10 protein-coding genes are annotated in these 13,039 nt (G+C 72.0%); 2 read left to right on the plus strand and 8 right to left on the minus strand.

Annotation, left to right across the window (positions count from 1 at the left end; translation table 11 throughout):
- Positions 1–194: 194 nt before the first annotated feature.
- Together CFN78_RS18315 and CFN78_RS18320 are read right to left on the minus strand one after the other, a co-directional pair.
- Positions 195–428 (minus strand): DUF6480 family protein, encoded by a 234-nt coding sequence (locus CFN78_RS18315; protein ID WP_094864064.1) that lies wholly within the window; start codon positions 426–428, stop codon positions 195–197.
- Between the two features lie 161 nt (positions 429–589).
- Positions 590–1,186: a bifunctional nuclease family protein gene (locus tag CFN78_RS18320; RefSeq protein WP_240519527.1), complete on the minus strand. Its 597-nt coding sequence runs from the start codon at positions 1,184–1,186 to the stop codon at positions 590–592.
- Positions 1,187–1,691: 505 nt separating this feature from the next.
- On the opposite strand from CFN78_RS18320, the gene CFN78_RS18325 reads away from it, so the two are divergent.
- Complete coding sequence (locus tag CFN78_RS18325) at positions 1,692–2,657, plus strand: TIGR03557 family F420-dependent LLM class oxidoreductase (protein WP_094864066.1); 966 nt, start codon at positions 1,692–1,694, stop codon at positions 2,655–2,657.
- A 37-nt stretch (positions 2,658–2,694) separates the two neighbouring features.
- Here the strand turns inward: CFN78_RS18325 and CFN78_RS18330 are convergent, their stop codons facing one another.
- From CFN78_RS18330 to CFN78_RS18350, 5 genes are read right to left on the minus strand one after another with little or no spacing between them, the layout of a single operon-like run.
- Complete coding sequence (locus CFN78_RS18330) at positions 2,695–3,879, minus strand: PucR family transcriptional regulator (RefSeq protein WP_094864067.1); 1,185 nt, start codon at positions 3,877–3,879, stop codon at positions 2,695–2,697.
- On the minus strand, positions 3,876–5,090 hold the full coding sequence (locus CFN78_RS18335) for an acyl-CoA dehydrogenase family protein (RefSeq protein ID WP_094864068.1): 1,215 nt from the start codon (positions 5,088–5,090) through the stop codon (positions 3,876–3,878). The genes CFN78_RS18330 and CFN78_RS18335 overlap by 4 nt, the downstream gene beginning before the upstream one ends.
- Positions 5,087–5,932, minus strand: a complete 846-nt coding sequence (locus CFN78_RS18340) for an alpha/beta fold hydrolase (protein ID WP_094864069.1) — start codon at positions 5,930–5,932, stop codon at positions 5,087–5,089. The genes CFN78_RS18335 and CFN78_RS18340 overlap by 4 nt, the downstream gene beginning before the upstream one ends.
- The gene (locus tag CFN78_RS18345) at positions 5,929–7,656 is read right to left on the minus strand and encodes a PHA/PHB synthase family protein (RefSeq protein WP_094864070.1); all 1,728 of its coding nucleotides are present in this window, start codon (positions 7,654–7,656) and stop codon (positions 5,929–5,931) included. Before CFN78_RS18345 ends, CFN78_RS18340 begins: the two co-directional genes overlap by 4 nt.
- Positions 7,653–9,152: a long-chain-fatty-acid--CoA ligase gene (locus CFN78_RS18350; RefSeq protein WP_094864071.1), complete on the minus strand. Its 1,500-nt coding sequence runs from the start codon at positions 9,150–9,152 to the stop codon at positions 7,653–7,655. Before CFN78_RS18350 ends, CFN78_RS18345 begins: the two co-directional genes overlap by 4 nt.
- Before the next feature lie 329 nt (positions 9,153–9,481).
- Here CFN78_RS18350 and CFN78_RS18355 point away from each other — a divergent pair, with 329 nt between their 5' ends.
- A complete protein-coding gene (locus CFN78_RS18355; RefSeq protein ID WP_094864072.1) occupies positions 9,482–10,543 on the plus strand; it encodes a protein kinase family protein in 1,062 nt (353 codons plus the stop codon).
- Here CFN78_RS18355 and CFN78_RS18360 read toward each other — a convergent pair.
- Positions 10,516–12,807 carry a M20/M25/M40 family metallo-hydrolase gene (locus CFN78_RS18360; RefSeq protein ID WP_133116379.1) on the minus strand — a complete coding sequence of 764 codons (2,292 nt, stop codon included), beginning with the start codon at positions 12,805–12,807 and terminating at the stop codon, positions 10,516–10,518. The two genes, CFN78_RS18355 and CFN78_RS18360, sit on opposite strands and share 28 nt — an antisense overlap.
- Positions 12,808–13,039: the final 232 nt, after the last annotated feature.

The raw sequence follows: 13,039 nt of genomic DNA on the forward strand, positions 1-13,039 counted from the left end.
GAACGTCCGCCGGACGCGACACAAGTCCTATCGCAACACGGCGCTCAGCCGGAACCGACCGCGGAGATGGTGGTCGACGGGCCCAACCCGGCGTCCGATGGGTGGTGTTCGATTCGCGAGCGGGCCCACCAGCTCGACCCGCTGCGCCGGACTCGGGACGGGTTCGGCCGCCTGCTGGGGCCGGACGACGTCCGCTAGCTGAGCAGTTCGAAGGTCCGGGCGAGGAAGAAGCCGACGAGGGCGAGAACGAGCAGTCCGATCACGATCAGCGCGGCGATCGGGAACTTCCGGGACGGCATCGGCTGCGGATGGGACAGACCGGAGGTCTGCCCGGCGTCCGGCGGGGTGTCACCTGGGGTCACCGAGCCGCCCTCCTCCAGGCCGGGCGCGTCCTCCGGCTCGGGCCCAGGGCCGGGTGTGATGGTCATTCCGCCACGGTGACACATTCTCGCCGTCGCGGCCGCGCGAGACCGGCGCGACAAGGACCGGAACCGGAAAACCAGGACGGGCAGGCGCGCGGAGACCCTTACCGCACAGCGCTTTCCGGACGTCGTCGCCGCGGAGTTCCACACCGGCAACCGCACAACGGTCAGGCCCGGTCGTCGCCGGAATCGTCGGCGGGCCCCTCGTCCGGGTCCTCGCCGGGGTCGGCGACGAAATCGTCCGGATCGGCGAGTTCGAGCAGGGTGCGGAATTCGGCGATCTCGCGTTCGTGGTCATCGGTTTCGGCCCCGGAGTCCTCCAGGTCGTCGCCGAGTGCGATGTCCACGCTCGCCACGGCCAGCACCGATTCGCCCACCTCCGTGGTCACCCCGGCCCTTACCCCGAGTGCGACCGCGTCGCTCGGCCGCGCCGAAACACGCACGTCGTTGGTCAGCACGAGTTCGGCGATGAAGATGCCGTCGCGGAGTTCGGGCACCTCGACACGTTCGATCCGGTGGTCGCAGGCCTCCAGCACGGCGGCGATCAGCTCGATGGTGCCGGGCCTGGGCCGGTCGACCCCCTTGTGCGCCGCGATCAGCTCGTCCGCCTCGGCCTCGCCGATGACGATCGGCAGCCAGCGGCGCAGGCCCTCGGTCTCCCGGAGCAACATGACCGGTGCCGGCTCGTCGGGAATGAGTACGACCGCTGTGAACTCCATCCGGACCACGGCATCCACCTCTCGTCTCGCGTCATCGGCCGTCACCGGGCGAGCGTGCCACGATCGGCTGTTCCGGCACAGTAGCGCGGCGGCTACCGGGAGTACCGGTGGTGGTGGCCGCGCGTCGCGCGTCATCGCTGGAGTACCGCGCGGGCGGCGGGGCCAAACGGGCTCACGGTCACAGCGGATGGTGTGCGCCGGCGGGCCCCTACCCGTCGGCCGCACACCACCGTGACCATCCGGGCCCACGAGCCGGCGGCGCCGTGCCCGCCCGAACGCCGTCACCGTGAAGAACGGGCACCTGTCGAAACAACGCGCGCACTGTCCACATCGGCCTGATTCGGCCGGTCCGGATCCGGTGCGAGGTGACCGTGTCGTGGCCGGATGACCTCGACACACTGACAGCGCACGCGGGCCCGCACAAGCGCCGGTCACCCGGACGTGTGTACAAAGTGGACAGTGTCATCGCGCGAAGGGGCATGAGAGACAGGGATTAGCAGTCCGGCGACGGGGTACCCACCGCGAAGACGTCGAGGACTGGGAGGTCCGAGTGCAGATCGGGTACAAGCTGTTCGCCGAGGGACTGTCGCCCGCCGAACTGGTGGGTCAGGCGGTACGAGCCGAACAGGCGGGATTCGACTTCGTCGAGATCAGCGACCACTTCCACCCGTGGCTGGACGGGCACGGGCACTCCGGCTTCGTCTGGACCATCCTCGGTGCGATCGCCGCCCGCACCGAACACATTGCGCTGGCGACGGGTGTCACCTGCCCCTTCCTGCGCTACCACCCCACGGTCATCGCCCAGGCCGCGGCGACCACCGCACTGCTCTGCGAGGGCAGATTCACCCTCGGCGTCGGCTCGGGGGAACGCCTCAACGAGCATGTGGTGGGACGAGGCTGGCCACCGGTGGACGTCCGGCACGAGATGCTGCGGGAGTCGCTGGAGATCATCCGTCTGCTGTGGACCGGCGGCTACCACACCTACCGCGGACGGCACCTGACCGCCGAGGACGCCCGGGTCTTCGATCTCCCGGACTCGCCGCCGCCGATCGCCGTCGCCGCGGGTGGACCGTCCGCGGCCGCGCTCGCCGCCGAATGCGGGGACGGCATCTTCGCCACCGAGCCGCGCGCCGACCTGCTGCGCGCCTACCACGAGGCAGGCGGTTCCGGCCCCGCATACGCGGAGGTGCCGCTGGCCTGGGCGCCGGACGAGGAGACCGCGGCGCGGTCCGCGCACCGGCTGTTCCGCTTCGGGGTGATGGGCTGGAAGGTGCAGGCGGAGCTGCCGAACCCGGTGAACTTCGAGGCCGCCACCGCGTACACGACGCCGGACGACATGCGCGCGGCGTTCGGCTGCGGCCCGGACGTCGAGGCGCACCTGCGGGTGGCCCGGCAGTTCACCGACGCCGGATTCGACCGGCTGGCACTCATCAACGCCGGGCCCGACCCGGAGGGCTTCTTCGACTTCTTCCACCGGGAACTCGCCGACCCCCTGCGCGCACTGGGAAACCGGTGAGGTGACCTCCGGGGCGGCCGGGAGTGGACGGGCCCGGTCAGCCTTCGCGGCGCAACCGCAGTGCCTGCAGCGCCGCCGCCAGGTCCGCGACCGCCCACGGCTCGGCCGGGGAACGTCCGCTGAGTTCGTGGATGCGGCGGAGCCGGTAGCGAACGGTGTTGGAGTGGCAGAACATCGCCTCCGCCGCGCGCTCGGCCGAACCGGCGTGGTCGAACCACGCCTGGAGGGTGTCGATCAGCGTGGTCCGGTCGTCCACCGGCAGTTCCAGCACCGGGCCCAGCACCTCGCGCACCAGCCGGTCGCTCTCGTCGCGCTGCCGGGCGAGCAGTCCCGCCAATGGGTTTCCGGTGAACACGGCGACCTCCGCGCGCCCCGCGGGCAGGCCGCCCAGGGCGACCGAGGCCAGGTGCACCGCGCGCGGTGTCTCGTACAGCGAGCGGTACACCGGGCTGATCCCGGTGCGCGTGGTCGCCCGCGCCGTCGTCACCTCCAGCGCGGGCCCGGACTGCCCGGGGCGCAGCGAGACCACGCCCATCTGCCGTCCCGGGGCGAGCCGCCACGCCGAGGCGATCCCGCGATCGGCCAGCCCGCGTTCGATGCCCGCCAGCCCCGCCTCCGCGGTGGTGCTGGTCTCCGCGACGATCACCACGAAGTCGCCGTCGGCGGGCAGGCCGAGAAGCTGGGAGACCTCCCACGGCCCGGCGTCCGGCCGCTGCTCGCCGGTGAACAGCGCCTCCGCGAGCGCGGATCGCCGCTGTTGCTGGGCCACCAGCAGCTCCGCGGTACTCGTCCGGTACGCCTCGGTCAACGCCTCGGCGTACTCGTCGGTGAGCTGCCAGGTCCGCGCGGCGGCGGCGAGCAGGGTGTCGATCGTGTCCGGCTCGGCGTCCGCCCGCGCCTGTTCCGCCAGCAGATCCCACATCGAGGTGAACCCGATCCGGAAGGCCCGCAGCACCTCCGGCAGCGGGGCACCCTGCTGAGCGCGTCGCCTGCCCGTCTCCTCGGGCGCGCTGAAGTCCCTCGGCGCCAGGGGATCACGCATCGCCGAGATCATGTAGCGCAGGTTGTGCTCGACCGAACGGCGGAGTTCGTCGGCGGGCACGGTCTCCGCACCGCGGTAGAGCGTGATCTGCTCCAGGATCGTGGCGAACACCCGGTCGACGAGTTCGGGCAGCCGCGGCTCGACCCGGTCGACCAGCCGGGCCAGCGGCGAATCCGTCACCGGGTCTCGCCGGTGAAGGCGCCGATCCCGGTGATGTCCCGTCCGACGATCAGCGTCTGCATGGTCTCGGTGCCCTCGAAGGTGTGGATCGACTCGATGTCGGCCATGTGCCGGATGACGTGATTCTCCAGCAGGACACCGTTGCCTCCCATGAGATCACGGGCCTCGGCGATGATCTGGCGCGCCTTGCCGGTGTTGTTCATCTTCGCCAGCCCGGCCACCGTCGGGGACAGCCTGCCCGCATCGGCCAGCCTGCCGATCTGCACGCAGTAGAGCTGCATACCGGTCAGGTCCGCGAGCATCCTCACCAGCCGCTGCTGCACGATCTGGAAACTGGTCAGCGTCTTGCCGAACTGCTTGCGTTCCGAGGCGTAGCGCATAGCGGCGTCGTAGGCCCCGGTGGCGTGGCCCAGTGCCATCCACGCGCAGATGCTGCGGGTCGACGCGAGCACGCGGGCGGTGTCGGCGAAACCGTTCGCCCCCGTCAGCCGGTTGGCCTCCGGCACCCGCACCCCTTCGAGCGTGATGTCGGCCTGCCACACCGCGCGCAGCGAGGCCTTGCCCTCGATCACCTCGGCCCGGTATCCCGGAGTTCCCTTCTCCACGACGAAACCGTTCACCTCGCCGGAGCCGGTGTCACGCGCCCAGACGACGACCAGATCGGCCACCGAGCCGTTGCCGATCCACCGCTTCGTCCCGTCCAGCACCCAGTCGCCGCCCTCGCGGCGGGCCGTGGTCTCCAGCGCCACCGAGTCCGAACCGTGGTCCGGTTCGGTGAGCGCGAACGCGCCGATGGCACGCATCGCCGCCATGTCCGGCAGCCAGCGCTGCTTCTGCTCGTCCGAGCCGCACATCGCGATCGACTGCATCGCCAGCCCGGCGTGCACACCGAGGAAGGTGCCGAGGCTGCCGTCGCCCCGGTGCAGTTCCATGTGCACCAGCCCGCACGCCGTCGGGCTCATCCCGGCACAGCCATAGCCGGCGATGTCCTCCCCCACGATGCCCAGCTCGGGCAGCCGCCGGATCAGCGGCCACGGCATCTCCGCGCGCTCCCAGTACCCGGCCGCCACGGGCAGCACCTCGTCGTCGACGAATCTGCGGGTGGCGATGAACGGCTCCCACTGCTCCTCGGTGAACTGGTCCCGGACGGAGAAGAAGTCCGTGCCCAGCGATTCGCCGAGGTGTGTCCCGCCGTCGTGGGTGCTGCTCACCGTTCGCTCCTCTCGTCGCCGTCCTCGTCCAGGAAGGAATCGATGACGGGTGCCAGCTCGCCGGCCTCGGTGAGCAGTGCCAGGTGACCGCCGTCGTAGCGGTGGAGCCTGCCGCGCGGCAGCAGCCCGGCCATCATGCTCGCGTTCACCGGCGGGATGATCGGGTCGTCGGTGCCGGCCAGCACCAGGGCCGGCTGCCGGATCAGCGGCAGGAACGGCAGGCTGCTCCAGCCGGCGATCGCCATGAGCTGGTACAGGTAGGCGCGCCGGGGGGTGGCGGTGGGTGCGTTGTGCAGCGCCGAGATCGTCCGGGCGGGGTCCAGCCGGGCGGATCCGCCGTACAGGTCACCGGCGATGCGTTCGGCGTAGGCGGGGTCGCGGTGCCGCCGGGGGGTGGACATCCTGGCCAGCGTGCGCGGCGCGGCGGGCACCATCAGCATTCCGGTTCCCGTGGCGACCAGCACCAGGCGCCGGCACCGCCGCCGATACTGGAACGCGTACTGCTGGGCGAGTCCGCCGCCCCAGGAGATGCCGAGAACGTCGGCCGAACGGTAACCGAACCCGGCGATCACCCGGTGCAGCGCGGCCGCCAGTGTGGAGAACAGGTACGGCACCCGCGGTGCGGCCGAGCCGCCGAGGCCGGGGACGTCGAACAGGATCAGCGGACGGTCACGGTCGAGTGCCCCGACGACCGGGTCGAACAGCCGCTGGCTGGAGCCGATCCCGTTGCACAGCACCAGCGGCACCCGGCCCGCCGCTCCGGGATGGTGGGTGACGGCCAGTTTCCGGCCTCGCACGGCCACCGTGCTCGCCTGCCGCGGCCGTCGCGCCGCCGTGCTCATGTGACCAGCACGTAGCTGCCCGGCGCGGCCTCCAGCGGCGGGTGGTCCGGTCCACCCGGCTCGGCAGGGGGCGGCACCTGCTCGCCGGTGCGGGCGTGCAGCCACTCGCTGAAGTCCGGCCACCAGGAGCCGTCCTGCTTCTCCGAACGGGCGAGCCACTCCTCGGCGTCCGCCGGATTGTGCTCACCGGTACGGAAGTTCGCCTTGCGGTTGCCCGGCGGGTTGACGATCGAGGCGATGTGACCGCTGGTGGACAGGACGAAGCGGCTCTTCCCGCCGTAGAGCTGCGTGCTCTGGTAGCAGTTCTGCCACGGGCACAGGTGATCGGCGATGCCTGCGGTGACGTACGAGTCGATCCCGATCCGGCCCAGGTCCACCGGGGAGCCGAGCATCGTCGCGGTGCCCGGCTCGACCAGCGAGTTGTGCTGGGCGAGGTCGATGAAGTCGCGGTGCAGCGCCGCCGGCATCCGCGTCGGGTCGGCGTTCCAGAACAGCACGTCGAACGGTTTCGGGGTCCTGCCGAGCAGATAGCTCTGCACCCAGTAGTTCCACACCAGGTCGTTGGGCCGTAGCCAGGCGAACACCTCGGCCAGCGATCGTCCGTCCAGGTATCCCTTCGCCGCGGAGACCCGCGCCGCCGCCTTCGCCGCCGCCGGGGTCAGCAGCGCACCGGGGAGCCCGGCCTTGCGCTGGTCGAGCACGGCCACCGACAGGGCGGTCGCCGCGACGGTGTGCAGCTCGCCCCGGGTTTCGAGGTGGGCGAGCACCATCGAGCTGAGGATCCCGCCGGAGCAGAGGGCCATCAGCGCGGTACTGGGGGCGCCGGTGATCCGCCTGCTGGCGGCCAGCGCGTCGACGACGGCCTCGCCGTAGGTGTCCAGGTTCCAGGCGGCGTGCCGCACGTCCGGGTTGCGCCAGGACATGGTGAACACCTGGTGCCCCTGGCCGACCAGGTACTCGACCAGGCTCCGCTCCGGAGCCATGTCAATGACGTAGTACTTGTTGATCGTCGGCGGGACGATCAACAGCGGGATCTCGCGCACGGTACCGGTCGTCGGCGTGTACTGGATGAGCTCGAACACCGGGGTCCGCGCCACAACGGTCCCCGGGGTGGCCGCGACGGTCCTTCCCACCTCGAAGGCGTCCGGCTCGACCATCTTGGGCACTCGCGGCGGGGTGGCCAGATCACGGACGAGCCTGCGGGCGCCGCGGGCGAAGTTGCCACCGCCGGTGTCCACCACGGCGCGCAGGGCCAGCGGATTGAGCAGCGGATTGTTGCTCGGTGCCAGAGCGTCGGCGACGTTGGACACCGCGGCCTCGACGCGCCGGCGGTCGTTCTCGCCGAGTTCGGCGTCCGCCACGAGCGACTCGGCTGCCCGCGCCGTCGCCAGGTATGCCTGCACGGTGCGGCGCAGCACGGGATTGTCCGACCACGCCTCGTCGGCGAAGCGCTTGTCGCGATCGTCCGGGGCGACCGTGGACGAACCCGTCGCCACCCGGCCCAGTTCCCCGCCGAGGGCGCGGACGCGGCGCAGCACCGTCAGCGGCCTGCGGGCCAGTCCGGCGGCGAACCGCGCCGTCGACGCCGACGGCAGCAGCCGGCCCAGCGAGGTCCGGGTCGCGTCGGTGAGCAGGAGGTCCAGTGGCGCGCCCGCGTTCTCGGACGCGTCGTCCTCGGTCTGGCCGGTGCGATCGCGATGCCCGGCCGGGGTCGCGGTACTCATTCGACCTCCACCTCCGGCGGTGCGGTGATCTCCCGGTGCAGGATCTTCCCGGTGGGCCCCTTCGGCAGCTCCCCCACCGACCAGATGTGCCGCGGGTACTTGTACGCCGCCACCCGTTCCCTGACGAACGCCTGGATGGCCTCGGCGTCGAAGTCCTCGCCGTCCCGGACGGACACGGCCGCTCCGACCTCCTCACCCAGGGTCTGGTGCTTCAGTCCGACGACCGCCGCCTCGGCGACGGCCGGGTGCTCGTAGAGCGCCTCCTCGACCTCCCGCGGGTAGACGTTGTATCCGCCGCGGATGATGAGCTGCTTCTTGCGGTCGACGATGAACACGTAGCCGTCCTCGTCGCGGCGGGCGAGATCGCCGCTGCGGAACCAGCCGTCGGGGATCGCCTCGGCGGTCGCCTCCGGACGGCCGTGGTAGCCCGCCATCAGGCCCTCGCCGCGGATCGCGATCTCACCGATCTCCCCCTCGGCGACGTCGTTGCCCTGGTCGTCGACCAGCCGGATCTCCATCCCGCGGACCGCGACACCCACCGAACCGGGTTTGCGGGGGGTCCCGGGGTGGTTGAAGGAGGCGACCGGTGAGGTCTCGGAGAGCCCGTAGCCCTCGAGAATCTCGCAGCCGAACCTGTCCTCGAAGGAGCGCATCACCTCGACCGGCAGCGGGGCGCCCCCGGACAGGCAGGTACGCAGGCTGCCGACGTCGAAGGAGCCGGGTGCCTGCAGCATCGCGGCGTACATCGTCGGCACGCCCTCGAAGATCGTCACCCGGTGCGTCTCGATCATGCCCAGCGCCTCGGCCGGGTCGAAGCGCGGCAGCAGGGCCAGCGCGGCACCGGCCCGCACGGCGGTGTTCAGCCCGCAGGTCAGCCCGAAGACGTGGAACAGGGGCAGGCAGCCCATGATCACGTCGTCCGGCGTCGCCTGCACGAGGGTGTCCACCGTGGTGGCCGCGTTGCTGCGCATGTTGTCGTGGGTGAGCAGCGCGCCCTTCGGCTTCCCCGTCGTCCCCGAGGTGTACAGGATCACGGCCAGGTCACCGCCGTCCCGTTCGGTCACCTCGGTGACCGGCTCGGTGCCGTCGAGCTGCTCGGCGCTCAGGCCGTCCTGCTCGAGTACCACCACCGGGATGTCCGCCTCGGCCGCCGCCTCCTGGGTGGCGTCGGCGGCCGAGGACAGCGTGAAGACCGCGCGGGCCCCGGAGTCGGTGAGGAAGAAGGTGATCTCCCTGGCCGTCAGCAGCGGGTTCATCGGGACGACGGCGCAGCCGGCGAGCAGAGCGCCGTAGAACACGGCTGGGAAGGCGGGCACGTTCGGGGCCACCAGCCCGATGCGGTCCCCGGGGCCCGCACCGAGGCCGCGGATGAACCCGGCCGCCGCACGGGCGTCGCGCAGGAACTCGGCGTACGTCACCGACCGATCGCCGCAGCGCAGCGCGACTCGCTCGGCGTGCTCGTCCCCGCTGGTCACCAGGCTGTTGGCTAGGTTCATGCTGCCCCGATCCGTCGTCCGGTCCACGTCAGGCCGATTGTGACCGTGGTCACCCACACCTGTCGATGTCGATGTGCACAGCGCTTGTTGTCGGGCGGCACAACCACCGGGAACGACCGGCGGCCGGCGCAGCGGCGTATCAGTCCGTCACTCCTGTCAGAGCTGTACGGCAAGGTTGACTCACCAGACGCCGGTTCGCTCACTGAGCGGCACTCGGGGCGGCACACCCGGCACGTCGAGTACTTGTCGTGGCCGGGGCGTGGCGGCGATTGCCTGATCGCGGGCACGATGAGCGTATGTCGCGCGACGCGGATAACGGAGAGCGGCCAGTGCTCGCTTCGGCGGATCGCCGCACCACCCGCCGCGCGGTCGGCGCGACGCTGGCCGCGCTGAGCGATCGGCGCCTCACCGGGCTGCTCGCCGGCGCCCGGCCGCTGGGCACCGGAATCGGCGGTCAGACGGTGCTGATGGACGTCGCGGACACGCCGGTGTTCGTCAAACGTGTGCCCCTCACCGATCTGGAGCTGCGGCCGGAGAACCTGCGTTCGACGGCGAACCTGTTCGGCTTGCCCACCTTCTGCCAGTACGGCCTGGGCAGCCCTGGCTTCGGAGCGTGGCGCGAGCTCGCCGCGCACGTCATGACGACGGAGTGGGTGCTCGGCGGCGACTGCGCCGGATTCCCGGTGATGTACCACTGGCGGGTCCTGCCCGAACCCGGCGGCCGGCCGCTGCCGGACGAACTCGCCGACGTGGAGGCCGCCGTCGGCTTCTGGCACGGGTCGCCCGCGGTCCGCGAACGTGTCGACGCCATCCGGAGGAGCACGGCGAGCCTGGTGCTGTTCCTGGAGTACCTGCCGTGGACCGTGCACGACTGGTTCGCCGCCCGGCTCGCCGAAGGTGCGGTGGAGGACGCGGCCGCCATGCTGGCCCGCGAGCTCTCGGTCACCACCTCGTTCATGGAATCCCGCGGACTGCTGCACTTCGACGCGCACTTCGAGAACGTGCTGACCGACGGTGCCCGGCTGTACTTCGCCGATTTCGGCCTCGCGACCTCGTCCCGGTTCGACCTCGATCCCGAGGAGGACGCCTTCCTCCGGCACCATCGCGGCTACGACCGCCGCTACACGGCGACCCACCTCGCGTATCGGCTGGCGGGCACCCTCACCGGCGACCGCGTCGATCTGATCCGGGCCTGCGCGGAGGGCACCGTGCCGGACGGGGCCGGCCCCCAGGTGACCGAACTGCTCATCCGCCACTCCCCTGTCGCCGCCGTGCTGACCGACTTCTTCGACGCCCTGCGCGGCGAGAGCAGGGCGACTCCGTATCCGGCGGAAGCGGCGCGACGCGCTGACCGGACGCGGTCTCAGACCGAGGCCACCAGCGAGGCGTAGCTCTGGTTCGCCACGGACGGCGGGGAGGACCAGCTCGCCTCGGCGGGCAGGGCCGGTGCCCCGGCGTCCGCCGGCAGGCCGGTGTAGAGCGCGACGGCGTTGAGCGCGACGGGGCCCGCGCCCCGTACCCGGAGCGTCACCTCGACCCCGGACTCCGCCGGGGCCGTGTAGCGCATCCCCCATCCCCATCGCGAGTCGCCGAGGTTGCGGCCACCCGGCAACGGCACCTCGTTCGCGGTGGCGCCCAGGACCTCGTGTGCCGAGACGTCGGCGTACAGCACGAGACTGTGCGCGGTGGGGCCCGCATCCAGGCGCACGGTGACCTCCCGGGTGCCGTCGCCGGTCTCCCGGGAGCCGGACGGCTCTATCGCCGGCACCCCGACCGAGCGCGACACGGGAGCGGCACCCGCGGTGATCCGCTGGCCGGCCAGATTGGGGAACAGGCCCTCCGGGACGTCCGCCCGCTCGGCCAGCAGTGGCGCGACGAGGGCGTCCGACGGGTTGCCGGTGTTGAGCCAGTAGGAACGGCCGCTCGTGCCGTCCACCCCGTAGCCGAGACTGACCGGGCGCGGATGGTGTGTGTCGTAGCGGTCCACGGCCAGGCCCGCACCGCCGAGACCGAGCGCCGCCACGACCGCCACCACGGTGCCCGTCGCCAGCCCGCGGGCGGGAACGGCGGCGATCAGCAGCCCGGCGGTGGTCGCGCCGAAGAGCACGGCCACCACCATCGGCACCGCGGCCAGCGAGATACCGACGAGCGGAAACAACAGCAGCACCACGGGCAGACCCAGCAGCACGGCGGGCACGGCCCCGGCGGCCGCGGCCAGCGGGTGCCACGGCGATCCGTCCCCAGCCCACCGGTTCGCCGCCCAGAGTGCGATCGAGCCGAGCAGCGCGGGCCAGGTGAACAGGTACGCACCTCCGGGGGCGAGGAACGCCGCGGCCACGGCCGCCACCGCGAACCAGCCCAGTACCGCCGCCATCGTCTCCGTCCGGCCACCGCGTGCCGACCAGCGGCACCAGAGCACGAGCAGCACCAGCGCCAGCACCGACAGCGCGATCGCGTAGAGCTGCGGACGGTAGGTGTCACCGCTGAGGAAGAGCGCGTACTCGGGTCGCACGGCCCGCAGCAGCGCCCAGGCAGCCACCCCGGCGAGAACGAGCGGAACCAGCAACGACACCGCGGACAAGGCGATCCGTGACGGCCGCGCCCCGCGTCCGCGGCAGGACCACACGACCGTCGCGAACACGAGGAAAGCGAGCAGCGCCAGGGGGATCACGAGTTCCGCCGGGTAGTGCACGAGGAGGCCGAACACGGTGAAGTAGGTGTCGTCGCCCTCGCCGGACACACCCAGCTCCGTACCGGCCAGCTCCCGGGTGGCCGCCATCGCCGCCTCACCCATGTCCTGCACGGTCGCCGTGCTCAGATGGGCGATGTCGTCGTGCGGGGTGTGGTAGTGGGCGGACCCGCCGACGAAGGCGAAGTTGAGGCCGCGCAGGCCGGCCTCGGCGAAGACGGTCAGGTCGGTGTCGTTCGGCAGCAGGCGGTAGACGTCGTCGGAGACGGAGGTGGCCAGCGCGCTCCCGGCGCCGGCCGCGGGCATCAGTCCGGCGTTGTCGCCGACCGTCTGGAACATGATCGCGGGCCCGGAACTGCCCCGCGCCTCCATGTTGACCACCACCGTGCGGTCGACGGCGGCGGCTCCCCCGCCGTCGAGGAAGCCACGCGCGCCCAGCAGTCCCGCCTCCTCGGCGTCGGTGAACACGACCTCGATGTCGTTGCGGGGTGGTGAGCCGGCGCCCAGGGCCCGCAGGATTTCCAGGATCGCGGCGAGGTTCGCGGCGTCGTCGGCCGCACCGGGCCCACCGGGCACCGAGTCGTAGTGCGCGGCCAGCAGAACCCGCCCGGTCGGAGCCGTGCCGGGGATCCGGGCGTGGATGTTGGTGACCGAGCCCGCCAGGTGCAGCCGGTCGTCCATGCCGCGGCCGGTGGCGCGGGAGTCGATCTCGGGGCGGAGGCCGAGCTCGCGCAGCTCGCCGACCAGGTACTCGCGCACCCGGTCGTTCGCCGGGGACCCGGCCGGATGCCATTCGGCGGTGATCGGCGCCAGGTGCTCGCTCGCACGTGCGGCGGAGAACTCCTCCGGGGGCGCGCTCGCGTCCGCCGGCGCCGGGGGCCGGAGCCCGAGTCCCGCGATCACGGCGAGCAACGCCAGCAGCACGAGGGCGAATCCGGACCACAGGGGCGTTCTGCTGGCAGGCACCGCGGCATCGTCCTACCGCGGACGAGGCCGCGGCAAGCCCGCGCGGCCGTCGGAGTCCACTGTGGACAAAATGCGAGCGCCCGGCGGCACCGGCGAGGGCTCATCGCGGTTCACTGGCGCCGAGGCCCGCGGGCCCTCCGCGTGCTCGATGGTGGCGCGCCGAATACAGCGTTATACATCCTGCTCAGGCCTCCGGCCCCGCGGGCCGACCGGACCTTCGGACTGGGCCGTT

Source organism: Amycolatopsis antarctica (assembly GCF_002262875.1).
Lineage (GTDB): Bacteria > Actinomycetota > Actinomycetes > Mycobacteriales > Pseudonocardiaceae > Amycolatopsis > Amycolatopsis antarctica.